Raw genomic sequence first — 25,610 nt, forward strand, 5'->3', positions numbered from 1 at the left:
AATGCAGAAAAAAGAGATCCATAATACCATATGTTCCTATTGCGGTGTAGGCTGCGGAATTACTGTGAGCAAGGACACCAAAGGGATACTTTCCGTAGCGGGGAATACCGACTATCCTGTCAACAAAGGAATGCTCTGTTCCAAAGGAAAAAATTTGAACTATGTGGCCCAGGATGTGAGCGATCGTATTCTTCATCCCCTGATGCGATGGAGCAGAAACCATCCGCAGCAACAAGTTTCTTGGGATACGGCCCTAAAGCGGGCTGCCGCGGTCTTTAAAAGCATTATTGACAAGCACGGTCCTGATAGCGTAGGTCTTTATGTATCCGGGCAATGCCTTACCGAAGAATATTACCTGGCCAATAAATTGACCAAAGGCTTTATAGGGACCAATAATATTGATACGAACTCCCGTCTTTGTATGAGCTCCGCCGTGGTGGGGTATAAAAAAACAGTAGGGCAGGATGCGGTTCCCATTTCGTATGAAGACATTGAATTGGCAGACTGCTTTTTGATTGCAGGAGCCAATCCCGCCTGGTGCCACCCCATCCTTTTCCGGAGATTGGAAAAACATAAAGAAGAGAATCCCCATGTGCAGGTTATTGTGGTGGATCCAAGAAAAACCCAAAGCTGTGCCCTGGCGGATATCCATTTACAGATACTTCCGGGTACCGATGTCATCCTTTTTAATGCGATGGCGCGTTGGCTGATCGAAAAAAAGAAAATCAACACCGCCTTCATTAAAAAGTATACCTCAAATTTTGAAGCCTGCAGACAAATGGCCTTCGAGCTCACCTTAAAAGAAGCGGCCAGAACCTGTGGTATTGCTCTGGACGATCTTAAAAAAGCGGCCAAACTGATCGGCAACGCCAAGGGATTTATCAGCATGTGGACCATGGGCCTCAACCAAAGTGTCATTGGTGTGGATAAAAATATATCCCTGCTCAACCTGTCGTTGTTGACCGGGCAAATCGGAAAACCGGGTTCGGGCCCATTTTCCCTAACCGGGCAACCAAATGCCATGGGCGGACGTGAAGTGGGAGGCATGGCCAGCCTTCTGGCGGCGCACCGAGATTTGGCCAATGCGAAACATCGGAAGGAAGTAGCGGAATTTTGGGGAGGAAAACCTATAAAAAAGGAGCCGGGTCTAACGGCCACTGAAATGTTCCGCGCCTTGGAAAAAGGTACTTTAAAAGCCATATGGATCATATGTACCAATCCTGTAGTGAGCATGCCCAATGCCCATAAAGTGGAAGAAGCGCTCAAAAAAGCAAATTTTGTGGTTGTTCAGGATATTTCCCACAATTCGGAAACGACCAAATACGCAGATTTACTATTGCCGGCCGCTGGCTGGTTGGAAAAAGAAGGTACCATGACCAATTCTGAACGCCGGATCAGTTATTTGCCCAAGGTCATCGATGCTCCTGGAGAAGCCTTGCCGGACGCAGAGATTTTATGGCGGTTTGGCCAAGAGATGGGTTATCTTGGTTTTGATTTTAAGGATACTAGCGAAGTATACGAGGAGTATTGCCTCATGACCAAAGGCACTACCATGGATATCTCCGGACTCTCCTATGAAAGGCTTCAAAACGAAGGAAGTTTTCAATGGCCAGTACCCCATAAAACACATCCCGGTACCCCTAGACTATTTCGAGACCAAGTGTATTACACGGCAGATAGCAAGGCCCATTTTAACGCCCCAAGAAAACTGTACAACAAATCCGAGCAGACCGATAGCGAATATCCTTTGGTATTGACTACTGGCCGAGTACGCGATCAATGGCATACCCGGACCAAAACAGGAAAAGTAAAACGTCTGCTTACACATATCCCGACCCCTTATCTTGAGATGAATAAAGTAGATGCTTATATCTTAGGGTTGAAAGAAGGTGATATCGCCGTAGTAAAAAGCCGTAGGGGACGTGTTCAGGTTAAAGTGAAGATCAATTTTGATATTCGTGAAAAGATCGTTTTTTTACCGATGCATTGGGGGAAAATCCTAAATAGCGATTTTAGCAGAGCCAATAACTTGACCAACGATTTGGTAGACCCCATTTCTAAGGAACCCGATTTTAAATATTGTGCGGTACGCGTAGAAAAATATAATAAACCAAAGCAGCGTATACTCGTAATTGGAGCAGGAGCGGCAGCCTATCGCTTTATACAGTCCTACCGCGAAAAAAACAGTACGGACGAGCTTCATGTATTTTCTAAAGAAGCATATCCCTTTTACAACAGGGTCTTACTCCCTGAATATGTCAATGAAGAACTGCCGTGGGAAGCCTTACAGAAGTTAAAACAGGGGGAACTGGAAAAGCTGCGCATACAATTGTACCCTGCCAATGGGGTGGTGGAAATAGATGCAGCAGATAAATATGTGGTCGATGAACAGGGCAACAAACACAACTATGACCTTTTGGTCATGGCCACCGGCAGTAGGGCCTTTGTGCCCAATGAGGTGAGAATGGACCTGCCAGGAAGATTTACGATGCGCGAACGCAATGATGCCGATCGCCTTAGACGCTATTTGAACCAGACAGGGCTTCCCATAACGGAACAACATGTGGTTATTGTAGGAGGAGGACTTTTGGGATTGGAGCTGGCGGCATCACTTAAGAAAATTGATATCAACATCAGCATCATTCAACGGGCGCCCAGATTAATGGAACGACAATTGGATCCTGTGGCAAGCCGATTACTGGCCGAAGACGTCCATGAACGTGGCATTAACCTGTATTTTGATAATGAGGTCAGTACAGTTTTTGAGGATACATCGGGCAAATATTCGCTTCTGGTGAATCTCAAAACAGGGCGGACCATTAGTTGTAATGCCATTGTCTATGCCATCGGTACGCGTCCCAACATAGCTCTGGCCAAGCAGGCTAACTTGGAAACACGTAGAGGGGTGCTTGTAAATTCATATTTAAAGACCAGTGATGCTTCCATTTTTGCCTTGGGAGAGATTGCAGAATTTGAGAATTCCCTTTATGGTATTACCTCTGCGGCCGAACAGCAGGCGGATATCGCTGCCAAGTACATTTTGGGCGATTTGGGGAGTATCTATACCGGTTCGGTGTTGATGAATATTCTGAAGTTCGAAAATCTGGACCTTTGTAGTATTGGTATGGTCAATGCTCCTCCAAATGACCCTAGGTACGAAGAGATTATTTTAATGGATGCGCGAAAGCGATTCTATAAGAAATGTATTGTGAAGGACGATACACTGAAAGGCGCTATTTTGATGGGCGATAAAAATGAATTTGCAGAATTCAAGCGTTTGATCGAAGAGGAAATAGAATTATCGGAAAAGCGGGATGAGCTGTTGCGTAGTGCGTCCAAGACCCAACCTTTAAAAGGGAAACTGGTCTGCTCTTGCAGTCAAGTAGGTGAAGGAAATATTGAAGAAGCGATTCGTAACGGCTGTGTCGACTTTGCCAAACTCTGTTCCGAAACCGGGGCCGGCTTGGGTTGCGGAAGCTGTAAACCAGAAATAAAAAATCTAATGAATACTGCGTTGCAAGTAGCAAAATGATAGCATGCTATGATGAATGACGACCTACATCGCATATTGATCAAAGGAGGGGTAACCTCCCCGGGAGAACTCAAGGACAGCATCGCCATGCTGGAAGCTGCGGGGCACAAAGAAGTATATTTTGGATCCCGTCAGGATTTGCTGTTCCCATTGGGAGCGGGAGAAGAGACTTCCTTGGAAAGTATCTCAAAATACAATACCGATATTATTGGGGAACGGAGCTATCAGAACATTGTTTCCTCCTATGTTTCGGCCGATATTTTTGAGATGACCTATTGGCTCAAAGGATCTACCTACCTCTATATTTTGGAAGAGTTTGACTATTTGCCCAAATTAAAGATCAATATTACCGATCCCAAGCAACGATTGGTCCCCTTGTACAGCGGGAATTTAAATTTTATTGCTTCGGAACAGGAAGATTATTGGTTTTTACACCTCAATATGCCGGGCTGGACAATTACCGATTTTTATCCAGTTTTAATTTATAGTTGGGACATTGTACGGGTGTCCAAAACTATTGAGGAAGTCTATACCCAGGCCCATGATGTGGAATCCCTATTTGATATCCTGAACAAGACCATAGATACCAACAATAAGAATATTCAAAAAAAGTTAGCCACTCCCTATCTCACCTTCCCCTATTATGAAGGAATGAATCGTATGGGCTTGGATCAATACTGGTTGGGAATCTATTGGAGGAACAACCGTTATGATCTCCAATTTTTAAAGGATTTCTGTGGTTTCTGTCTGGACAATAGCATTGGAAAGATATGCATCACTCCCTGGAAATCCTTTATTGTTAAAGGAATCAAGCAAAAAAGTCGCCCAGAATTGGAGCGGTTTATAGGACAACGGGGCATCAATGTACGCCATTCCCAATTGGAAATGAACTGGCACCTCCCCGTGGACGACCGAGAAGCTTTTGAGTTAAAGAAATTTTTGGTCCGTAATTTTGATGAAAATGACATCAGTACCTATGGTCTTACCTTTGGCATCAGCAAAGATGTGGGTAAGCGATCCCATTTTGCTTCGGTCATCATTGAAAAAAACCAATCTCCTGCTATTATAAAAAATTTTCAAATACGACCTACTTATAATGTATTGCATTTTAAGGCTTTTGATCCCAATACATTGACCTATCTGTCCTATGCGAGGGATGTGGACAAAGTAGAACTTCCTGGGCTGCTGATGGAACTCAGCAAAAAATACTTTGAACAATTGGGCGAGAAAAGAAAAACTTTCCAAGAAATCACAGAAAAAGAAGTTGCCGAGGCAATGGTACACCAATGTACTTCCTGCCTTACCATTTACGACCCCATATTTGGAGATGAAAAAAATGATATTACTGCGGGAACCCCATTTGAAAAGCTTCCGGAAGATTACCAATGTCCGGTATGTGAAGCTGACCTAAGCGCTTTTGAAGAGATCAAAATGACGGTATAAAAGCCATTGTTGTTCAGTTGGGAGGTTCAAGGTTTATTAATTCTAGGACAGGCTTCTCGCCCAAGCAACTTTTGAACATAAAAAAAGCCACTTCTTGAGAAGTAGCTTTATTCAATGATTAGTGGTCCCACATGGGCTCCCTTCGGCTACTCCTTATTGCATTGCGGAGTGCTCAGGACAGGCTTCTCGCCCAAGCAACTTTTGGACACAAAAAAAGCCACTTCTTAGGAAGTAGCTTTATTCAATTCTTAGTGGTCCCACATGGGCTCGAACCATGGACCCCCTGATTATGAGTCAGGTGCTCTAACCAGCTGAGCTATAGGACCTGCAAATTGCGGATGCAATATTACTACTTATTTCCAAACATTGCAAGGAATTTAGGAGAGTAAAGGCTTACTTTTAAGCGAAAAGAAAATACTTTCCTCGATTTCTGTTCATTCGATTGGAATTTTTATATCAAACAGAGTCTTAAAAACATCTTTTCCACGAGAATATGCTGAAACAAATACTGAGATTCAGCTGTGAAACAGCGCAGTATTTGGTCAGCGGTTTTCGGCATCGGCCGAAAAATTCCTATGGAAAAGCATCCTTTTCTTTGCTTCGTTTCTTTTGGATGGGCAAAAGAAATGAACGTTACGGGAAAACAGAACGAAAAGATGATATCGTTCCAGAGGTAAGAAGAGAACAACACACTAGACTTCAGGAATTTCCTGACACAGCTCTACCAAAGTCCCACTAGTCCCTTTAGGATGTAAAAAAGCGACCAACTTATTATCTGCCCCTTTTTTGGGCGTCTCGTTTAAGACCCTAAAACCTTCTTTTTTAAGGCGCTCTATTTCCGCGAGAATATCGGTCACGGCAAAGGCAATATGATGAATGCCTTCTCCCTTCTTTTCCAAGAACCTGGCAATAGGGCTATCCGGCTTCGTTGCTTCCAATAATTCTATTTTATTGGGGCCTACCTGAAAAAATGAGGTTTTTACCCCTTCGGAGATCACTTCCTCAATTTTGTAGTGGGGCGCTCCCAATAATTTCTCGAAAATACCATTGGAAACCTCCAAGTCCTTGACCGCGATTCCAATATGTTCTATTTTATTCATACAAGTATGCTATATTTCAGTAGTGCAAAGCTCAAAATTACACAATATTAACCGTACTTTTGTCCCATGGAAACACAGCGACAGAAAAAAATTGGAGGGGTCATTCAAAAAGATATTGCAGATATCTTGCAGCGCGCCGCTACAGATGGTGGCTTAAGGGGAACCTTGATTTCGGTTTCCAAAGTTAGCGTAACCACCGATCTTTCCATTGCTAAAGTATATGTGAGCATTTTTCCGGCAAAAAATGCTGCGGAACTGTTGGAGGGCATTAAATCTAACCAACCTTTGATCAAACATGAATTGGCACAACGTACAAAACATCAGTTGCGACGTATGCCCGATTTGTTATTCTTCTTGGACGATTCCCTGGAATATATAGACAATATTGAAAAATCTTTGAAAGGAGAAGAGAATCCTATTGAGAATCCGGACCTACTTCCGAAAAGAAAAAAATCCTAAGCTTGAACTTTTCCTTTTACATTGCAAAGAGGTACCTCCGTTCCAAGAGCAGTCAAAATGCGGTAAACATCATTAATTTTATCACATTTCTGGTCATTGTTATTGGGGCCGGTGCTTTGTTCATTGTACTTTCTGGCTTTGCAGGATTAAAAACCTTCAGCCTTTCCTTTAGCGATACTTTTGATCCTGATTTAAAAGCCACTCCTTTTGTGGGAAAATCATTTTCCCTATCGCCAGAACAGGAAACCAAACTAAAGGCCATTGAAGGCATTGCCTTTTATGCCAAAGAGTTGGAGGAACGCGTGTATATCACTCATCGGGAAAAAAGTGATGTCGCCTATATTAAGGGAATAGATACGCAATATGGTGATGTGGTGGCCGTAGATAGTATGATATACTATGGCGATTGGGTCATCAACGCAAAACAGGGTGTTGCGGGCATCGGTATTGTGAATACCTTGGGAATAGCACTCAATAGTTATAGCAGTCCTTTACGTGTATTGGCCCTGAAACCAGGGAAAGGAGCAGTGACGCCCAAATCTTTTAATGTAAATACACTCTATAATGAGTTGCCCTTGGTCATCAGCGGTGCCTATGCAGTGGAGCAGGATTTGGATAAGAAATACATCTTTACAGAACTAGGCGTAGTACAGGCCCTTTTGGACAAAGATGCTACTGAAGTTTCCGGAATTAATATAAAACTAACGGAAACCGCAGACATCGCTCAGGTAGAAGAAGCGGTAACGGCACTGTTCAATGGAAAATTGGATGTGAAAGATCGTGAAGCGCAAAATGGAACGCTCTATCGGATGCTCAATACGGAAAATGTGGCCACCTATCTTATTTTTACCTTGGTTATTGTCATTGCGCTTTTCAATGTGGTGGGAGCCATTATTATGATGATATTGGACAAACAACAAAACTCCAAAACCTTATATAGTTTAGGGACAACCTTGAAGAGCTTACGTAGGATTTACTTTGTTCAAGGGGTCATGGTCACTAGTATAGGAGGCATTGTAGGGGTCTTTGTGGCTTCGCTCCTGATTTGGTCCCAAATATGGTTCGGATGGTTCAAAATAACTCCTTCCCTGGCTTATCCTGTGGAATACAACCTCATGAATGTTGCTATTGTATTAAGCACCATTATTGTCTTGGGGGTCATAGCTTCAAAAATTGCCAGCAGTAGAATTACCAGGAAATTAATTGCATCATAATGATATGGTCTCCTTGAGTGGACTTTAGGGTTTTTTTTAGAATTAAGAAAGGAGCAGGAGCATGGATTTATTGGGCCATGCTAAACAAACTGATGATTCCCAAATTTCTCCAATACTTCGTCAAAGGCAGCAAAAACATCTACAGCATCGTCACTGGTCACCATCTTCATGCGATATTCCTTGAAATTGGGAATTCCCTTAAAGTAGTTGGTGTAATGTCGTCTCGTCTCAAAAACACCTAATTTTTCGCCTTTCCAATCTATGGACATTTGCAGATGCCTTCGGGCTGCTGTGACTCGTTCTTCCATAGTGGGAGGGGCCAAATGCGTGCCTGTTTCAAAATAGTGCTTCACCTCTTTAAAGAACCAAGGATACCCAATACTGGCACGGCCGATCATGGCGCCATCCAAGCCATAACTATCCCGCATTTCCATAGCGCGTTCAGGCGAATCCACATCACCATTCCCAAAGACGGGAATATGCATTCTGGGATTGTTTTTTACTTCAGCGATAGGTTTCCAATCGGCATGGCCCTTATACATTTGGGCTCTGGTTCTCCCATGAATGGCTATAGCTTTACAACCGACGTCCTGAAGGCGTTCGGCCACCTCCACGATTTTAATGGAATCATGGTCCCAGCCCAAGCGTGTTTTTACGGTCACCGGAAGTTTGGTGTGTTCTACCATAGCTTTGGTCAAAGAAACCATCAAATCAATGTCTTTCAAAATACCGGCTCCAGCACCTTTACTGACCACTTTTTTTACCGGGCAACCAAAGTTGATGTCGATAATATCAGGATTCGATTTTTCCACAATTTCCACCGAACGCAGCATAGAATCCAGATTGGCCCCAAAAATTTGAATGCCCACCGGGCGTTCTTTTTCGTAAATATCCAATTTCATCACGCTCTTGGCCGCATCGCGAATCAGTCCCTCCGAAGAGATAAATTCCGTGTACACCACATCTGCCCCTTGTTCTTTGCACAAGGCACGAAAAGGAGGGTCACTCACATCTTCCATGGGAGCGAGCAATAGGGGGAAATCTGGCAATTGTATGTCTCCTATTTTAGGCATGCTGCAAATTTACAACTTATCCGCAAGGCACAAAAACCTAAAAATCCAACTATCTTCGTAGGAAAATCACCATTGTACTTTTGGAGAGCTATTAGACTCACTCCAATAGAGAGCAAACGATTAGACCAAACAAAATAAGCAAAGCGCAACCCCATAAGTATGGATATTCCTTATGAACCTGTACTCTTTGATACTAAACTGAACATCCATTTGATACTGGAGTATTTGGCTTTTTTTGTAGGCTTTCGGTATTATGTGCGCTTACGTAAAAAGAGCAATGATAGCATTTCCAGTTTAAATCGCCTGTCCATTATTATAGGGGCTGTTTTCGGGGCCTTGTTCCTGTCCAGGGGAATGGCCTTTTTAGAAAACCCTCCGCTTCATGCCACGCAGGGCATATTGGCCCTATTGAACAATAAAACCATTATGGGCGGACTCTTTGGAGGATTGTTGGGGGTAGAGTTGGCTAAAAAGATCATTGGAGAAAAACAATCTTCGGGCGACTTGTTTACCCTACCGCTAATTTTAGGCATTGGTATTGGGCGCTTGGGCTGTTTTCTTTCGGGCACCCATGAGTTTACCTATGGAACCGAAACTACTTTTTTCTTGGGAATGGACTTGGGAGATGGACTGTTACGCCATCCTACTTCGCTCTATGAATTGGTATTCCTGTTCTTCTTGTTCATGGGAATAAAGAAACTTCAACACTATTCCGATCAGCTTGAAAACGGCACCCTGTTCAAGGTCTTTATGCTGGCCTACTTTGGTTTTCGCTTTGCCATTGAATTCATTAAGCCAAATACATTTTTATTCCTTGGATTGAGCAGCATTCAATATTTATGCTTAATTTGTTTTGGGTACTACTATAAAACCATCGGAAAAGCCATCCAATATGCCAACAAGAAACTACACCTATTATGACTTCACCATGAGCCTTTGCCCGGAATGCTTGCGAAGGGTGGATGCCAAGATTATTTTTGAAAATGCCAAGGTGTATATGCTGAAAAACTGTAGAGAGCATGGGAGATCAAAAGTGCTTATTGCCGATGATATTGAATACTATAAGAATATTCGGAATTACAATAAAAAGTCAGAGTATCCCAAAACCTTTAATACCAAAACAGATTATGGTTGTCCGTATGACTGTGGCCTATGTCCAGATCACGAACAGCATTCTTGCCTTACGGTAGTGGAGGTCACCGATCGTTGCAACCTTACCTGTCCCACTTGTTATGCCTCTTCTTCACCTACCTACGGGCGTCATCGTAGTTTGGAGGAGATTAAAACGATGCTCGATGTAATTGTGAAAAATGAAGGGGAACCCGATGTGGTGCAAATTAGCGGAGGGGAACCTACGATACATCCTCAGTTTTTTGAAATCTTGGATTATGCAAAATCCCTACCCATCAGGCATTTGATGGTCAATACCAATGGCATTAAAATCGCAAAGGACTTTGCCTTTGCGGAACGTCTGGCCTCCTATGCCCCGGATTTTGAAATTTACCTTCAATTTGATTCTTTGGACAATACCGTATTACAGCGATTACGAGGAGCCGATTTAGCAGAGACCCGATTACAGGCATTGGAGCATCTGAACCGCTTGAACCTTTCTACCACACTGGTCGTTACCTTACAAAAGGGATTGAACGATGCTGAAATGGGTGCGACCATAGATTTTGCCTTAAAGCAACAGGCGGTACGAGGGGTTACTTTTCAGCCTACACAGGTGGCCGGACGTTTGGAAAATTTTGAGGCAGATGATCATCGGATTACCTTAACGGAAGTACGCCGAAATATTTTAGAGCAATCCTCTATTTTTGAGAGCGATGACCTTATTCCCGTACCCTGTAATCCAGATGCCTTGGTTATGGGTTATGCTTTAAAACTGGGAAATGAGGTAACGCCTTTGACCCGTTATATTAATCCAGAAGATTTGTTGAATGAAGGGAAGAATACCATCATATATGAGCAAGATGAAGCTTTGCACGGAAAAATGATCGAATTGTTCAGTACGGGAAATTCCGTAGAGAAAGCCTCGGAAAACCTAAAGAGCATCATGTGCTGTTTGCCAGAAATTGATGCTCCCGAATTGGGCTATGATAATCTATTTAGAATTATTATTATGCAATTTATAGACGCTCATAATTTTGATGTTCGGGCCATTAAAAAATCTTGTGTGCATATTGTCAATAAAGATTATAAAATCATTCCTTTTGAAACCATGAATTTGTTTTACAGGGATGATAAAATAGAGCGCCTCAAGGAATTGCAACAGGAAGCTGAGATATGATACCAAACCTGCCTCTTGAGTTTAGAGTAAGCGATACCGCCTTTTTTGGTTTTGTCATTCTTTTGGCAACCCCAATACTATTGTTGTTGGCTTTGATTTTAGCCATAGCCAAAAAAAGGAAGGCCGCCAAAAAGACTTTAATGATCGCGGGGATTGTACTTTTAATAGGTGCAGGATTATGTGGTATCGGAGGATAACTTAAAATAGCATTGCGATGACTATACTTTTGATTCTATTGCTTGGTCCGGCATTGATGCTGATCATTACAGGGATGGTAGTTTGGAGGGAACAAAAAAAGAAATTGGCCAAGCTCCTCTTTATCATTGCGGGAATCTACCTTATCATAGGCTTAGGTACTTGTGGTCTCTTGTTGTCCAATATTTGAAATACATCTTTGATGAACACTAAATAGATGCCTTATGAAAACAATTCCTTGGGAAGTTGGCAATTTAGATGGCCTTTTTGCCCTTATTCTATTCATTATGTTTGGGCCAGCGCTTTTGTTTTTAATCATCGGGTTTATTCTTCGATCGAAACAGAAGAAAAAGGCCGCCAAGATTTTCTTTATTCTGGCGGGGGTCTATTTATTGATCAGCTTGGGGGTTTGTGGAGGTTTGGCCGGCGTATTCTAAAAATTACAATTCCCGCAATGGTTTGAATCTGATGCTGCTAGAAGATGCCCTAATGTGTTTTTTAATCGGAGATAAACACTAGCTTGTCATTAAAAAGCGGAATATCCCATGGATTTTGCACTATATTTGCAGTCACTTAAAATCCGATGCCGATTAAAGCGGATAAATAAAGGGAATTTGCATGAAAAACATTAGGAACTTCTGTATTATAGCACATATCGATCATGGTAAAAGTACCTTGGCCGATAGGTTATTGAGTTTTACCGGAACGACTACAGAGCGGGAAGAGCAAAACCAACTTTTGGATAATATGGATTTGGAACGGGAACGTGGGATCACCATTAAAAGTCATGCGATTCAGATGGAATATACCCTTGAGGGGGAAACATATATCCTTAACCTGATCGATACTCCGGGGCATGTGGATTTTTCCTATGAGGTGTCCCGATCTATTGCTGCTTGTGAAGGAGCCTTATTGGTGGTAGATGCAGCACAAAGTATACAAGCCCAGACGATTTCCAATTTGTATTTGGCTTTAGAAAACGATTTGGAGATTATTCCGGTATTGAACAAAGTAGACCTTCCCAGTGCCAACCCCGAAGAAGTTACGGATGATATTGTGGATCTTTTGGGCTGTGACCCCGAAGAAGTTATCCCGGCCAGTGCTAAAACGGGAATTGGGATTAAGGAGATATTAAAGGCAGTCATTGAACGGGTTCCTGCACCCGAAGGTAATCCAGAGGAACCTTTACAAGCTTTGGTTTTTGATTCGGTATATAACCCATTCAGAGGTGTAGAAACCTATTTTAGAGTGATCAATGGTGCTATTACCAAGGGACAAAAGATAAAATTTGTCGCTACCAATAAAGATTATTTTGCCGATGAAGTCGGCACCCTAAAATTGAACCAGGTTCCCAAGAAAAGCATTGCTACCGGGGACGTTGGATATTTGATCACGGGAATAAAGGATGCCCGGGAAGTAAAAGTGGGAGACACCATTACGGATGCCGCCAACCCTACCAGCAATGCCATTGAAGGTTTTGAAGATGTAAAACCTATGGTTTTTGCAGGGATCTATCCGGTGGATACGGAAGATTTTGAAGAATTGCGGTCGTCCATGGAAAAATTGCAGTTAAATGATGCCTCCCTGGTCTTTACACCCGAAAGTAGTGCCGCCCTCGGTTTTGGATTCCGCTGCGGATTCTTGGGGATGCTGCATATGGAAATTATTCAAGAGCGTTTGGAACGGGAGTTCGATATGACGGTAATTACTACCGTACCTAACGTAAGCTACCACGCCTTTACCCGGAAAGATCCGGAGACTCCCTTGATTGTAAACAACCCTAGCGATTTGCCAGACCCTTCTACGGTTGATCGTGTAGAAGAACCTTTTATCAAGGCAACCATCATCACAAAGTCAGATTTTGTAGGGAATGTGATGTCGCTCTGTATTGAAAAAAGAGGACTTATTACCAATCAAACCTACTTGACCACGGAACGGGTGGAGTTGAATTTTGATATGCCCCTCGCTGAAATTGTATTTGATTTTTATGACCGACTTAAAACGGTATCCAAAGGGTATGCTTCCTTTGATTATGCACCTATTGGCATGCGCGTTTCCAAATTGGTGCGTGTAGATATCCTATTAAATGCACAACCTGTGGATGCACTATCTGCATTGATTCATTTTGACAATGCCACAAACATTGGGAAAAAAATGTGCGAGAAGCTTCGGGAACTTATCCCAAGGCAACAATTTGACATTCCGATTCAAGCTGCTATTGGTTCCAAAATTATTTCCAGAGAGACGATTAAGGCCCTAAGGAAGGATGTTACTGCCAAATGTTACGGAGGAGATATTTCCCGTAAACGAAAGCTTTTGGAAAAACAAAAGAAAGGAAAGAAACGGATGCGTCAAGTAGGGAATGTGGAAATTCCGCAACAAGCATTTATGGCGGTTTTGAAGCTCAATGATTGATTCCGAAGGAGAAATATGAGCGAGATATTTAGTTTTCGTCTTCCCCTTCTTGTTTCGTAAGGGAGATGCCCTCTATATCAAGAGCCTTTCCAAGATAAACTAATTTGTAGCCTTCTCCTGAAGGAACAAAATCGGTATTGTTCGCATGAATGATATCGATACTCCCGTCCGGAGATTTCGTAAAGACGGGAATAATATCATTGTCCTTTTGCGTACGGGCAATAAGGCTGTCGTAATGATCTTTATGCTGTATATCAATTTCATGTATCGCCGGATATTTACGTACAGCATCCATGAGTTTGATAAAGTCATCCGTATGGGAGAATAAACCTTCTTCCGGATTATTTTGAGGATCTTTCATCTCGTCACTATTGACCAATCGAAAAGCACCATTTTCTCCAAATTGATCTTTGAATTTATCAAGGGCGAACGTATTGATTTCCGCATTTCCGGTCAACGCCATAAGATATCCCATATCGTTAAGCTCTATATTGTCTTGTAGGCTATCGGAATAGATATTGGCGGTCATGGCTTCCAATCCCAATTTTTTAGCTTTGTTGATGTTGGCCTGGTTGTTATCGATCAATACCACATGGCGTTTGTTTTGATGGAGATAGTGTGCAATCAGACGGGAAACCTTGGAGGCGCCAATGATAAGAATGCCCTCGGACTTCTTTAGAAAGACACCCACCATTTGAGCAAAAATCCGGGCAGTGGTAGCATTGAGCAGAACCGTACCCAGTACGATCATGAACACAAGAGGAGTAATGTATTCTGCCCCAGGTTCTTCCAAAAGCAATAATTTGGACCCAAATAAGGAAGCAATACCCGCGGCCACAATACCTCTTGGGCCTACCCAACTGATAAAAAGTTTTTCTTTGAACTTTAGGCTGGAACCAGAGGTGCTAAGGAAGACTCCAAGGGGGCGTATCACAAAAATGACCAAGGCAAAAAGCAGGGCTGTGTTCCAAGTATAGATCAACTCCAAATCACTCATATTGATATTTGCGGAGAGCAGTATAAAAAGAATAGAGATCAGCAACACGCTGAGGGATTCCTTGAAGTAGAGCAGTTCCTTAAGATTGGGTAAGTCAATATTTCCCATGACCATACCCATGACCACAACAGCCAATAGACCTGATTCGTGTGCAAAGCTATCGGAGAGCACAAAAACCAAAAGTACGGTGGAGAGCGAGACTACATTGAGTAAATAATGGGGAATAAGTCTTTTTTTTATGGCAAAAGCCAAGGCATGGGCAAAAGTAAAACCAAAAGTAGCGCCGAAAAGGAGAATTTTACCAAACTCCACAAAGGCTGTTTTGGTAAAAGCATGTCCTTCTCCCACACTGATAAACTCAAACACCAGAACCGCTACCAAAGCTCCGATAGGGTCTATAAGAATGCCTTCCCATTTTAAGACGGCCGAAATATCCTTTTTTAAAGGAATATTTCTCAAAATAGGGGTGATCACCGTGGGACCTGTGACTATAATTAATCCAGAAAAAAGAAAAGAGATTTGCCAACTTAGATCAAAAACATAATGTGCGGCCAAACCTCCCCCTAGAAAAGTGACCAGTGATCCCAGCGTAATCAATTTTGTGATGGCGGGGCCTACATTCGCAATTTCGGAACGTTTTAAAGTGAGTCCTCCTTCAAAAAGAATAATACTTATGGCCAATGAAACAAAATAATAGAGGCTCTCCCCAGGGAACAAGCCCTTTTCGCCATTCCAAATGGGTGCAATAATTTTAGCGCCATCCTCCGTGAACAAGGTAGCTATGGGACCCACAAGCAGGCCAATGAGTATAAGGGGTAAAATGGCAGGTAATTTTAATCGCCAAGCTACCCATTGTGCAATTATTCCAAGGATAATGATACCTGCAAGTTCTACCATGCTACGAATTTTTAGGAAAAATACTGCTTTTTATTTTAAAAAGGAATAGTTACGGGGTAAGGGTGCTTTCCAAAAGAAGACTAAAAAGAGGAGAAATAGGACTATTGTAAAACAGATAGAATATATTTAGTTTTGCAACGTTTATTCGTACATCCAATCCCCCAATTTATGACGACATACATTGCCGAATTCCGAACGACCCATAAAATTATTCAGATCGAACAACATTCTTGTTTTACATGGAGACAGGAAAGTGGAGAAATAGATATGGATATGGTAAAAGGGAAAATTATTCGAGAATCTTCCATTCACTTTTTTAAACTATTGGCAGGAGAAAATTACCCTGTCGCAGCGGATGATATTGCTGTAGAAATCGTCCAAACGGAACCCTTTAAGGGCTAACGTATCCTTTCTTATCCCGATAATATTACAGTTTCATTCATAGAGAGGAAGGCCTCCTACTTGTCCGGAAAATCATGTCCATGATTTATTTTGGACAACAATTGCATGGCCCATTACCACCAAAAATGGTGAAAGAGGTGTTAAAAAAGTAGGAATAAAGGCAATATCTGTCTCATATCCATTACACTTTTCTTATTTTGCGAAACTTTTATTAGAAAGAATGAAATTATATCCTATTGAAACTGGTAATTTTAAACTAGATGGAGGGGCAATGTTTGGAGTGGTTCCCCGATCTATTTGGAATAGAACCAATCCTGCGGATGCCAATAATATGATCGATATTGCAGCACGTAGTCTCTTGATCGAAGAAGGCAACCGTTTAATTCTTATCGATACGGGATTAGGAAATAAGCAATCCGATAAATTTTTTGGGTATTATTATCGTTGGGGAGATTTTACACTGGAGAATTCGCTAAAAAAAGCAAGGTTTCACCCCGATGACATCACCGATGTATTTATGACACATCTGCATTTTGATCATTGTGGCGGAAGTGTACAATGGAATAAGGATCGCACAGGTTACGAGCCTGCCTTTAAAAATGCGACCTATTGGACCAATAAATCCCATTGGGAATGGGCCATAAATCCCAATCCAAGAGAAAAAGCCTCTTTCCTTAAAGAGAACTTATTGCCCATGGAAGAAAGTGGTCAGTTGAGCTTTGTTTCCCGAGGGGAAAATGCTTTTCTTGAAAATTCGGAATTGGATTTTGGTATCCTATTTGTAGATGGTCATACGGAAAAGCAAATGTTGCCCCATATCCAATACCAGGGAAAGACCTTGGTTTTTATGGCGGATTTGATCGCAACGGTTGGGCATATTCCCCTGCCCTATGTCATGGGATATGATACAAGGCCTTTGCTTACAGTATCAGAGAAAGGGATTTTCTTGGAGAAAGCGGTGAAAGAAGAATACTATCTGTTCTTTGAGCACGATGCCCATAACGAAATTTGTACCCTACAGCATACGGAGAAAGGAGTACGCTATAAGGAAATACATACCTTTAATGAACTTTTTACTTAATATATAATGATGATGAATATGAAATCTTACCGATTTGTTTTAGGAATTTGCGCTACTGCAATAAGCCTTGTTGGCTGTGGAGGTAGCCCTACCTTAGTATCAACTCCAGTTAAAAATATTGATGCCATTCCTTTGAAAATTTCTGAATTGACAGAGTCAGAAAAAAAGAATTGGGGACATGCCGATTTGCTTACGGACACGATTCCGGGAATGAGTGTAGATAAAGCCTACAAAGAAATTATTGGGAATAAGAAAGGGACAAAGGTTATTGTTGCTGTATTGGATTCGGGAATAGATTTAGAGCATGAAGATTTGGATGATGTGATCTGGACCAACAAAAAAGAAATTCCAGGGAATAATAAAGATGATGATAACAACGGTTATATCGATGATATCCATGGCTATAATTTTTTAGGCGAATCCTACAATGAGCAGTTGGAACTGGCGAGAATTCTTCAATTAAAGCTAGGAGATGCCAGCATGCAAGCTGCGGCTAAGAAGGCCTTTGATGAAGGAAGGGCACCATTGCTCCAGAACAAACAACAATTGGAGCAGATTTCCCAAGCCGTAAAGAATGCCGATAAAGCAGTACAAGAACATTTAGGAAAAAAAGAATATACCAAAGAAGATGTTGCCGGAATTAAGCCCAAAGATCAGGCCATGCAACAGAATGTTGGTATCCTTACGCAGATGTTCAATTTTGGCGAAAGTATTCCTGAAGTAATCAAATTGATCGATGGGGACCTAAAAAGTATTGCGGAGCGGCTAAACTACAATTATAATGTAGATTTCAAAGGAAGAACGGTAGTGGGGGATAATCCTTATGATATTACAGATACCAATTATGGGAATGGAAATCCACAAAGTAGATATGCCGATGAAAGCCATGGAACACACGTTGCCGGAATTATCGCAGCAGAACGCAATAATGGGAAAGGTGCCAATGGCGTGGCCAATAATGTGGCCATTATGAGTGTTCGCTGTGTTCCCAATGGGGATGAATACGATAAAGATGTGGCACTAGGGATTCGCTATGCGGTTGATAATGGAGCAAAAATTATTAACTGTAGCTTTGGAAAATCCTTTTCTCCCAATGCGGATTGGGTGTATGATGCTATAAAATATGCTGCCTCCAAAGATGTACTGATCGTACATGCTGCGGGTAATGATGGTGTAAATCTAGACGATCCCAAAAACCCCAATTTTTTTAATGATCAGGTAAACAATGGTGCTGAGATTGCAGATAACGTCATTACTGTAGGGGCTTTGGCACATAAATATGGATCGGAAATGGTAGCTACCTTCTCCAACTATGGTGCCATTAACGTAGATACTTTTGCGCCTGGGGCCCAGATTTATTCTACCTTCCCGGAAGATACGTATGAAACCATAGGAGGAACTTCTATGGCCGCTCCTGGAGTGGCGGGAATTGCTGCCTTGGTGCGATCTCAATATCCAAAGTTAACGGCCTCCCAGGTAAAACATATTATTATGGAATCGGGACTTTCTTCAAAATCCGCTGTGATTTTAGGGGGAGATCCATCGAAATCCATGTCTTTTGATGGAGCTTCAAAATCAGGTAAAATGGCCAATGCCTACAATGCTTTGATTATGGCGGACAATGTGGCAAAGGGAAAAATTAAACTACAAAAGAATGCAAAATAAAATGAAGGGTATCACAAGTTTTTTAGCGATTATCGTTACCTGTACTACCACAATTTGGGCACAGAACAGGACCAATTATTGGCAGCAACATGTAGATTATACCATGGAAGTGGATATGAACGTGGAGAATTACCAATATACAGGAACTCAAAAGCTGGTCTATACCAATAACTCTCCAGATGAATTGAGCAGGGTGTATTATCATCTGTATTTCAACGCTTTTCAACCAGGAAGCGAAATGGATGTGCGCTTGCAAAGCATTAAAGATCCAGATCCTAGAATGATGTCCAATGGAAAAAGTAGAATAGCAAGCTTATCCCCTGCTGAAATAGGATACTTGCATGTGACATCTTTGAAACAAGATGGGCAAACAGCACAGATCAATGAAGAAGGGACTATTCTTGTGGTAGATTTGGCGAAACCTATTCCGGCTGGTGGAAAAACTACCTTGGATATGACTTTTAAAGGGCAGGTACCTTTACAAATTCGTCGTTCAGGACGCAATAGTAAAGAAGGTGTAGCGCTTTCTATGAGTCAGTGGTATCCAAAAATGGTAGAATACGATTTTGAAGGCTGGCATGCTACACCCTATATCGCTAGGGAATTTCATGGGGTTTGGGGAGATTTTGATGTAAAATTGACCATAGATAAGAAGTATGTTGTAGGTGGAAGTGGATATCTACAGAACCCACAGGAAATAGGACATGGATATGAGGCGCCGGGAACTAAGGTAAAAAAGCAAAAAGGAAAGACCTTGACTTGGCACTTTAAAGCCCCCATGGTGCACGACTTTATGTGGGCAGCCGATCCGGAATATCTTCATGATACCCTGCAAGTAGAAAATGGACCTATGCTTCATTTCTTGTACAAGGACAATCCGAAAATCAAGGATAACTGGAAAAAATTACAACCAAAAACTGCGGAAACCATGCAGTTTTTCAGCAAAAATGTGGGGAAATACCCTTACAAACAGTATTCCGTAATCCAAGGAGGAGATGGAGGAATGGAGTATGCCATGAGTACGCTCATTACAGGAGAACGCTCCTTTGGAAGCCTGGTAGGTGTGACGGTACACGAAATGGCGCATTCTTGGTTCCAGCATATTTTGGCCACCAACGAAGGAAAGCATGAATGGATGGACGAAGGCTTTACGTCATTTATTTCCAGCCTATGCATGAATGAGGTCATGAATCAAAAAAGAGACAATCCTTTTCAAGGGTCGTATAGAGGTTATATAAACTTAGCCAATTCTGGTACGGAACAGCCGCAGACCACACATGCAGACCGGTATCACTTAAATTCGGCCTATGGCACTTCTGCCTATGGTAAAGGGTCTATATTTTTGTCCCAATTAGGCTATGTCATCGGTCAAGATAAATTGATACAGACGGTACAGAAGTATTTCAACGACTTTAAATTTAAGCACCCTGTCCCCAATGATATCAAAAGAACAGCGGAAAAAGTCTCTGGAATGGAATTGGATTGGTACCTTATTGATTGGACGCAGACTACGAATACCATAGACTATGGTATTAAAGGGGTTTCTGAGGAAGATGGGAAAACAAAAGTACAGTTGGAACGTAAAGGCCTTATGCCAATGCCTATAGATGTTTTGGTGATTTATGAAGACGATACCCGGGAAACTTTTTATGCCCCATTGCAGATTATGAGAGGTGAAAAAGACAATCCGTACCCCAATATCTCAAGAACGGTGTTGCCGGATTGGGCTTGGGCATATCCTACGTACGATTTTACGATCAACAAACCTAAAAGTAGCATCAAAGCTATTGTCATAGATCCATCGCAATTGATGGCCGATGTCAATCAGGAGAACAACGTTTACCAGAAGTAAACGATAAAACATAGTGTTGCAAACTGCCCAAAATCATATACGAGATGATTTTGGGCAGTTTTTTTAATAGCATAATGCCATCCCTAGAATTGGTGTTCTTTCTAGAATAATCTGTGCTATGAATCAGATAGAAAGGTTCCTGTACCATCAAAACTAAGTTATAATGGGGGAGTTGCAACTGGGCCCAAGAAGGCGGCCACATCTTAAAAAAGAAAGCTTATTTTTGATTGTATTTCAACGTATTGAAGAATGAAATGCCCATGAAGAAGGAAGACCATACCTTTCCCAAAGAAGAAAAATTAAAGAGTCGAAAACTTATCGGAAAGTTATTCGAAGAGGGGAAGAGCATTTCCAAATATCCCCTAAAGCTCATTTATCTAGAGACGAAACTACCCGAAGGCATTAGCATACAGGCAGGTGTGACGGTTCCCAAAAGAAAATTTAAGAAAGCAGTGGACAGAAATCGGATCAAGCGTTTGCTGCGGGAAAGTTATCGATTGCAGAAACCACTTCTTTTTAACAACATAGAGGGAAACTTTGCGTTTCTATTTTTATATCTTGGGAAAGATATACCTCCTTACGAGAAGGTAGAAAGAAATATGATCGATATTCTTCAAAAATTTATAATACAAATCAACGATGGGAAAAATAGTTAAGAAAAGGGTTTTGGTTCCTGTTTTAGCCCTTACTTTTTTGGTAGTAGGGAGTAGTTTTAAAAGTGATTTTTTTGAAATTGCCAAACAGATCGAAATCTTCACCACTTTATTCAAGGAGCTGAACATGAACTATGTGGATGAAACGAATCCCGGAGAGTTGATGGACACGGCAATAAAGAACATGTTAGAGGATTTAGATCCCTATACTAAATTTCTCAATGAACAAGATGTAGAGGAATATCGAATCAATAATGCGGGGGAATATTCCGGGATAGGGGCTTCGGTACGTTCCTATCAGGATAAACTACTGATTATTGAGCCCTATAAGGACTATCCCGCGGATAAGGCCGGACTTAAGGCCGGAGACGAAATCGTGAAAATTGGCGATATCAATATTATCGACTTTAAAGATGATGCCGGAGAATTGCTAAAAGGCGCAAACAATACTAGTGTTGAGGTGACCTACAGAAGACAAGGGGAAACTAAAAAAACTACCATAAAAAGAGAGGCCATTGAAGTAGATGCCGTGCCGTATTATAAAATGGTGGACGACAAAACGGGATATATTGTACTGGCAAAGTTTAACCGAAAAGCTTCTGCACAGACCAAAGAAGCGTTGGTCAATTTAAAAAATGAAGGTGCCGAAAAGATTATTTTAGATTTACGTGGAAATCCGGGAGGACTATTGTCCGAAGCAATCAATGTGACCAATCTCTTTGTTCCCAAAGGAGAATTGATCGTAACCACAAAATCCAAGGTTAAAAAATTCAATAGATCCTATAGAACAAAAAATAAGGCGATAGATGAGAATATTCCACTTGTGGTTTTGGTGAATGGTAGAAGTGCATCTGCCAGTGAGATCGTATCGGGAAGCCTTCAAGATTTGGATCGTGCCGTTATCATAGGCGCCCGTAGTTTTGGAAAAGGACTGGTACAGCGCCCTTTGAGATTAACCTACGGAACACAATTAAAAGTGACTATCTCACGCTATTATACCTCCTCTGGAAGATGTATCCAGGCACTGGATTATTGGAACAGGGACGAAAATGGAGATGCCGTACGCACTTCTAAATTCAATGACTTTACTACACGCAATGGCCGCAAAGTACAAGATGGGGGCGGAGTATTGCCCGATATCGAAATCAATACCTTACAGACCAATTCCCTGACTACTGCCCTTCTGAGCAATAATGTCATTTTTGATTATGCTACAAAGTATCATTATAACAACAGTGTTGGTAAGCTCAGCGATTTTAGTTTTACGGACAAGGATTTTAGCAATTTCAAAAAATTTGTATCCCAAAGCGATTTCAACTTTGAAACAAGTACAGAAAAGGCATTGAAAAAGGCAATGAATGGAAAAGATGAGCTTGTTTTTGGAGATAAGGTAACCGAAAGCTATCGATCCCTATTGTCCGAAATCAATAAGAGTAAGATTACTGCGCTGGATACCCATCAGAAAGAGATCCAAAAAAACTTGGAAGATGAGATTGTAAAGCGCTATTTCTATCGGGAAGGCCTATATGATCATTATCTAAAGCATGACGATGCCATCCTTACGGCAACGGCATTGTTGGCCAATGAAGGGAAGTACAACGGCATTTTACAGTAAGAAACCTAAAGTAAGTTCAAGAAGAGTTGATCTCTCCTATCTAACTGGGTTGGGAAAAGTAGGCTATTTCAGAAACGCTTCAATAGCCGGCCATACGATATCTGGTCGCTCCACATAAGAGAAATGCCCGGCATTGGGAACCTTGATCAAAGTTGCATTGGGCAAAGCTGTTGTCCAAGTGGTGACCATATCCATCGGAATGGCTTCTTCTTCCCCGTGCAAAATCAATGTTTTGGTATTGACTTTGGCTAAATCCGGGCGCAAATCCCAATTTCCCAAAGAACCGAATGTGGTTGCATTCGTGGTTCCCATACCATAGCGAATGGCTTCGGCAGGAGCGGCACAGCAATCGCCCTTCACCACGGAAATGGGCAATCCTTTGGCCAATCGTGGAATTAAACCGATCTTCCAAAATTCTTGACAAGCCTTTTTAGGGTCATCCCCGGTGAGCATTGCATTATTGAGTGCACCCATTTCTTCCAATTGTTCTGGAGATAGGCGTTTGGCCAGATTTGCGCCATATTGGGCAAAAAAGTCGCCTTGCATGGGTGGAACAGGCCCTAAAAACACCATTTTTTCGAGTTGTTGGGGGTATGCTATAGCGTACTTTGCTACAACCATAGGTCCAAAGGAGTGCCCAATGATCTTTAACCGATCGAGTTTAAAATAGGAACGAAGAGCTTCAAGGTCTTCCACATGGCGATCAATATGTAATAAATCGGTATTTTCGGGTAAACTGGAACGACCTCCACCACGTTGATCATAATAGATTAAGGTATGCTTTTGGGCCAAAGGTTCAAAGTCGGCCACCATATATTCACTATCCATTCCGGGGCCCCCGTGTACAATAACCAGAGTATCTTTCCCTTTTCCCTTGATTTGATAAAAGATATCCAGATCATCTGCACCTTTAAAATGACCGTAGGAAGGAAGTGTCACCTTCGCATTTTCTAGGGTATCTTTTTTGGCCGTTGGGTTTTTACAGGATAGTAATGATCCCAGCAGTAATAGTCCAAATAAAAGTGTTTTATGGCTCCAGTTTAACGTCATAGCATCTATTTAAGGGTAGTTCTAACAGAAGGAGCCTAAAAGTACTATTTTTAATCCGTTTTTAGATTTTGAATACCATTTATCAGTTCAAGGGAATTTTGATGAATGAAATGAATTCAAATTAGTAGCGAGAATTAATTCAAAGAAAAGCTATGGAAAAATATGATGTGATTGTTATTGGAGCTGGTAGTGCCGGACTCGGTAACTCCGGTGTGGCCAATATGCTGGGACTAAAAACCCTTATGATTGAAAAAAACGAAAACAACTTTGGTGGCGATTGCACCAATTTTGGATGTGTTCCCAGCAAGGCCCTGATTCATTTGGCACATCAATTCCATCAAGCAAAATTAGCCCAACCTTTTGGACTTAAAGTGGATGGAAAGGCAGATATGGGGAAAATCCTAGATCATATCCATAGCCTTCAAGACCATATCAAAGCTACGGAAGATGCAGCAGCCCTTAGAGCAAAGGGCATTGATGTCGTCATTGGGGAGGCGCGATTTATTTCTAAGGAAGTCATACAGGTTGGGGATGCTAGGTTTAGCGCAAAGCTCATTTTACTTTGTACAGGGTCTTCTCCGAGGAAAATACAGATAGAAGGTATGGATACGGTGGCCGTATATACCAATGAGACCGTTTTTTTTGACTGTAGGGAATTGCCGGAGCATTTTGTAGTCATAGGAGGAGGCCCTATAGGATGCGAATTGGGGCAGGCTTTCAGTCGGTTTGGGTCTAAAGTAACTATAGTCAACAGGGGGGATCGACTCTTAAAAAACGAACCTGAGAAGGTTTCTCGTATTCTGGAAGAGGTGTTTGAAAAAGAAGGCATTACCACCCTAAATAATGCCCAGGTTATGGCCTTCAAAGATGGAAAGGCCCTAGTGCAAGCCAAAACGGGAGAGCAGATAGAAGTTCCCTGTGATGCCACATTGGTATCTATTGGTCGTGTGGTGAACACCAAGGGAATGGATTTGGAAAAGGGGGGTGTCGCCTTGACCGAAAGAGGGAAAATACAGGTGAACGATTACTTACAGAGCACCAATAAAAAAGTATATGTCGTAGGTGATGCTGCCGGCTCTTATATGTTTTCGCATGGGGCAGAGAAAATGGTGATACAACTTTGGAGAAATTTGTTGATTCCCCTATTCCGGAAAAAGAACAGTTGGGCCAATTTAAGTTGGGTCACCTTTACGGACCCCCAAGTGGCGCATTTTGGTTTGGTAGAAAAACAATTGCAGGATCAAGGGGTCGCCCATTACAGACAGGATCAAAATTTTGAGCACGACGATCGAGCCATATTACAGGACTATACCTACGGACATGTATCGCTCTGGTTCGATGGAAACAAGAACATTGGACGAAAGCGATTGTTATCCGGGAGTATGATCGCTCCCCAAGCTGGGGAGTTGATGCAGGAAATGGAGCTGGCCAAACACGCCAAAATCCCAGCACGTACATTGGAGAGCAGGGTCTATCCCTATCCTGTGGCTACAAGGATCAACCAAAAAGCGATCCGAGGCCTTATGGCCGGTACGAGAACAGGCTGGAAATTAAAAGCAGCCAGAACGCTGTTTCGCTTATGGCATTGATTGGCTTCTTGATAGTTCTGCTGCGCTTGTCCAAGTGACGTGAGATTTTGTATATAGGGTATTGTCCCCTTGAGGGGACTTTAGGGGT

The 25,610-nt window shown here is 42.0% G+C and carries 21 protein-coding genes and 1 tRNA gene; 17 read left to right on the top strand and 5 right to left on the bottom strand.

Annotation, left to right across the window (positions count from 1 at the left end; translation table 11 throughout):
- The first annotated feature begins 1 nt into the window (after nucleotide 1).
- Both ACEXOE_RS07480 and ACEXOE_RS07485 read left to right on the top strand, forming a co-directional pair.
- Complete coding sequence (locus ACEXOE_RS07480; protein ID WP_394748118.1) at nucleotides 2-3,532, top strand: molybdopterin-dependent oxidoreductase; 3,531 nt, start codon at nucleotides 2-4, stop codon at nucleotides 3,530-3,532.
- 12 nt (nucleotides 3,533-3,544) lie between these two features.
- The gene (locus ACEXOE_RS07485) at nucleotides 3,545-4,975 is read left to right on the top strand and encodes a rubredoxin (RefSeq protein ID WP_394748502.1); all 1,431 of its coding nucleotides are present in this window, start codon (nucleotides 3,545-3,547) and stop codon (nucleotides 4,973-4,975) included.
- 252 nt (nucleotides 4,976-5,227) lie between these two features.
- Here the strand turns inward: ACEXOE_RS07485 and ACEXOE_RS07490 are convergent.
- Both ACEXOE_RS07490 and mce read right to left on the bottom strand, forming a co-directional pair.
- Nucleotides 5,228-5,301, bottom strand: a tRNA-Ile gene (locus ACEXOE_RS07490).
- 366 nt (nucleotides 5,302-5,667) lie between these two features.
- Nucleotides 5,668-6,075 carry a methylmalonyl-CoA epimerase gene (gene mce, locus ACEXOE_RS07495; protein WP_394748119.1) on the bottom strand — a complete coding sequence of 136 codons (408 nt, stop codon included), beginning with the start codon at nucleotides 6,073-6,075 and terminating at the stop codon, nucleotides 5,668-5,670.
- A 66-nt stretch (nucleotides 6,076-6,141) separates the two neighbouring features.
- Between mce and rbfA the strand changes: the two genes are divergently transcribed.
- Nucleotides 6,142-6,534, top strand: a complete 393-nt coding sequence (gene rbfA, locus ACEXOE_RS07500; protein ID WP_394748120.1) for a 30S ribosome-binding factor RbfA — start codon at nucleotides 6,142-6,144, stop codon at nucleotides 6,532-6,534.
- 2 nt (nucleotides 6,535-6,536) lie between these two features.
- The gene (locus ACEXOE_RS07505) at nucleotides 6,537-7,748 is read left to right on the top strand and encodes an ABC transporter permease (RefSeq protein ID WP_394748121.1); all 1,212 of its coding nucleotides are present in this window, start codon (nucleotides 6,537-6,539) and stop codon (nucleotides 7,746-7,748) included.
- An 80-nt stretch (nucleotides 7,749-7,828) separates the two neighbouring features.
- Here ACEXOE_RS07505 and dusB read toward each other — a convergent pair whose 3' ends face one another.
- The gene (dusB, locus tag ACEXOE_RS07510) at nucleotides 7,829-8,821 is read right to left on the bottom strand and encodes a tRNA dihydrouridine synthase DusB (RefSeq protein WP_394748122.1); all 993 of its coding nucleotides are present in this window, start codon (nucleotides 8,819-8,821) and stop codon (nucleotides 7,829-7,831) included.
- Nucleotides 8,822-8,980: 159 nt separating this feature from the next.
- Here dusB and ACEXOE_RS07515 point away from each other — a divergent pair, with 159 nt between their 5' ends.
- From ACEXOE_RS07515 to lepA, 6 genes are all read left to right on the top strand, one after another.
- The gene (locus ACEXOE_RS07515; protein WP_394748123.1) at nucleotides 8,981-9,742 is read left to right on the top strand and encodes a prolipoprotein diacylglyceryl transferase; all 762 of its coding nucleotides are present in this window, start codon (nucleotides 8,981-8,983) and stop codon (nucleotides 9,740-9,742) included.
- Entirely contained in the window at nucleotides 9,714-11,111 is a 1,398-nt protein-coding gene (locus ACEXOE_RS07520; RefSeq protein ID WP_394748124.1) for a radical SAM protein, read from the top strand. Before ACEXOE_RS07515 ends, ACEXOE_RS07520 begins: the two co-directional genes overlap by 29 nt.
- Nucleotides 11,108-11,308 (top strand): hypothetical protein, encoded by a 201-nt coding sequence (locus ACEXOE_RS07525; RefSeq protein ID WP_394748125.1) that lies wholly within the window; start codon nucleotides 11,108-11,110, stop codon nucleotides 11,306-11,308. The genes ACEXOE_RS07520 and ACEXOE_RS07525 overlap by 4 nt, the downstream gene beginning before the upstream one ends.
- A gap of 17 nt (nucleotides 11,309-11,325) precedes the next feature.
- Complete coding sequence (locus ACEXOE_RS07530) at nucleotides 11,326-11,496, top strand: hypothetical protein (protein WP_394748126.1); 171 nt, start codon at nucleotides 11,326-11,328, stop codon at nucleotides 11,494-11,496.
- Nucleotides 11,497-11,530: 34 nt separating this feature from the next.
- Nucleotides 11,531-11,743: a hypothetical protein gene (locus ACEXOE_RS07535; RefSeq protein WP_394748127.1), complete on the top strand. Its 213-nt coding sequence runs from the start codon at nucleotides 11,531-11,533 to the stop codon at nucleotides 11,741-11,743.
- Between the two features lie 181 nt (nucleotides 11,744-11,924).
- Nucleotides 11,925-13,721, top strand: a complete 1,797-nt coding sequence (lepA, locus tag ACEXOE_RS07540; RefSeq protein WP_394748128.1) for a translation elongation factor 4 — start codon at nucleotides 11,925-11,927, stop codon at nucleotides 13,719-13,721.
- Between the two features lie 28 nt (nucleotides 13,722-13,749).
- Here the strand turns inward: lepA and ACEXOE_RS07545 are convergent, their stop codons facing one another.
- Nucleotides 13,750-15,615 carry a cation:proton antiporter gene (locus ACEXOE_RS07545; protein ID WP_394748129.1) on the bottom strand — a complete coding sequence of 622 codons (1,866 nt, stop codon included), beginning with the start codon at nucleotides 15,613-15,615 and terminating at the stop codon, nucleotides 13,750-13,752.
- Nucleotides 15,616-15,783: 168 nt separating this feature from the next.
- On the opposite strand from ACEXOE_RS07545, the gene ACEXOE_RS07550 reads away from it, so the two are divergent.
- The 6 genes from ACEXOE_RS07550 (at nucleotide 15,784) to ACEXOE_RS07575 (ending at nucleotide 22,883) form a co-directional block, all read left to right on the top strand.
- Nucleotides 15,784-16,017 (top strand): GTP-binding protein LepA, encoded by a 234-nt coding sequence (locus ACEXOE_RS07550; protein WP_394748130.1) that lies wholly within the window; start codon nucleotides 15,784-15,786, stop codon nucleotides 16,015-16,017.
- 220 nt (nucleotides 16,018-16,237) lie between these two features.
- A complete protein-coding gene (locus ACEXOE_RS07555; RefSeq protein WP_394748131.1) occupies nucleotides 16,238-17,098 on the top strand; it encodes an MBL fold metallo-hydrolase in 861 nt (286 codons plus the stop codon).
- A gap of 12 nt (nucleotides 17,099-17,110) precedes the next feature.
- The gene (locus ACEXOE_RS07560) at nucleotides 17,111-18,763 is read left to right on the top strand and encodes a S8 family peptidase (RefSeq protein WP_394748503.1); all 1,653 of its coding nucleotides are present in this window, start codon (nucleotides 17,111-17,113) and stop codon (nucleotides 18,761-18,763) included.
- A 1-nt stretch (nucleotide 18,764) separates the two neighbouring features.
- Entirely contained in the window at nucleotides 18,765-20,615 is a 1,851-nt protein-coding gene (locus ACEXOE_RS07565; protein WP_394748504.1) for a M1 family metallopeptidase, read from the top strand.
- 260 nt (nucleotides 20,616-20,875) lie between these two features.
- Entirely contained in the window at nucleotides 20,876-21,271 is a 396-nt protein-coding gene (gene rnpA, locus ACEXOE_RS07570) for a ribonuclease P protein component (protein WP_394748132.1), read from the top strand.
- Entirely contained in the window at nucleotides 21,255-22,883 is a 1,629-nt protein-coding gene (locus tag ACEXOE_RS07575) for a S41 family peptidase (RefSeq protein WP_394748133.1), read from the top strand. The genes rnpA and ACEXOE_RS07575 overlap by 17 nt, the downstream gene beginning before the upstream one ends.
- Nucleotides 22,884-22,946: 63 nt before the next feature.
- Here the strand turns inward: ACEXOE_RS07575 and ACEXOE_RS07580 are convergent, their stop codons facing one another.
- Entirely contained in the window at nucleotides 22,947-23,933 is a 987-nt protein-coding gene (locus tag ACEXOE_RS07580) for an alpha/beta fold hydrolase (RefSeq protein ID WP_394748134.1), read from the bottom strand.
- Between the two features lie 152 nt (nucleotides 23,934-24,085).
- Between ACEXOE_RS07580 and ACEXOE_RS07585 the strand changes: the two genes are divergently transcribed.
- On the top strand, nucleotides 24,086-25,522 hold the full coding sequence (locus tag ACEXOE_RS07585; protein WP_394748135.1) for a dihydrolipoyl dehydrogenase family protein: 1,437 nt from the start codon (nucleotides 24,086-24,088) through the stop codon (nucleotides 25,520-25,522).
- Nucleotides 25,523-25,610 lie beyond the last annotated feature (88 nt).

This window comes from Spongiimicrobium salis, from assembly GCF_043678055.1.
In the GTDB taxonomy this organism is placed as follows: Bacteria; Bacteroidota; Bacteroidia; order Flavobacteriales; family Flavobacteriaceae; genus Spongiimicrobium; species Spongiimicrobium salis.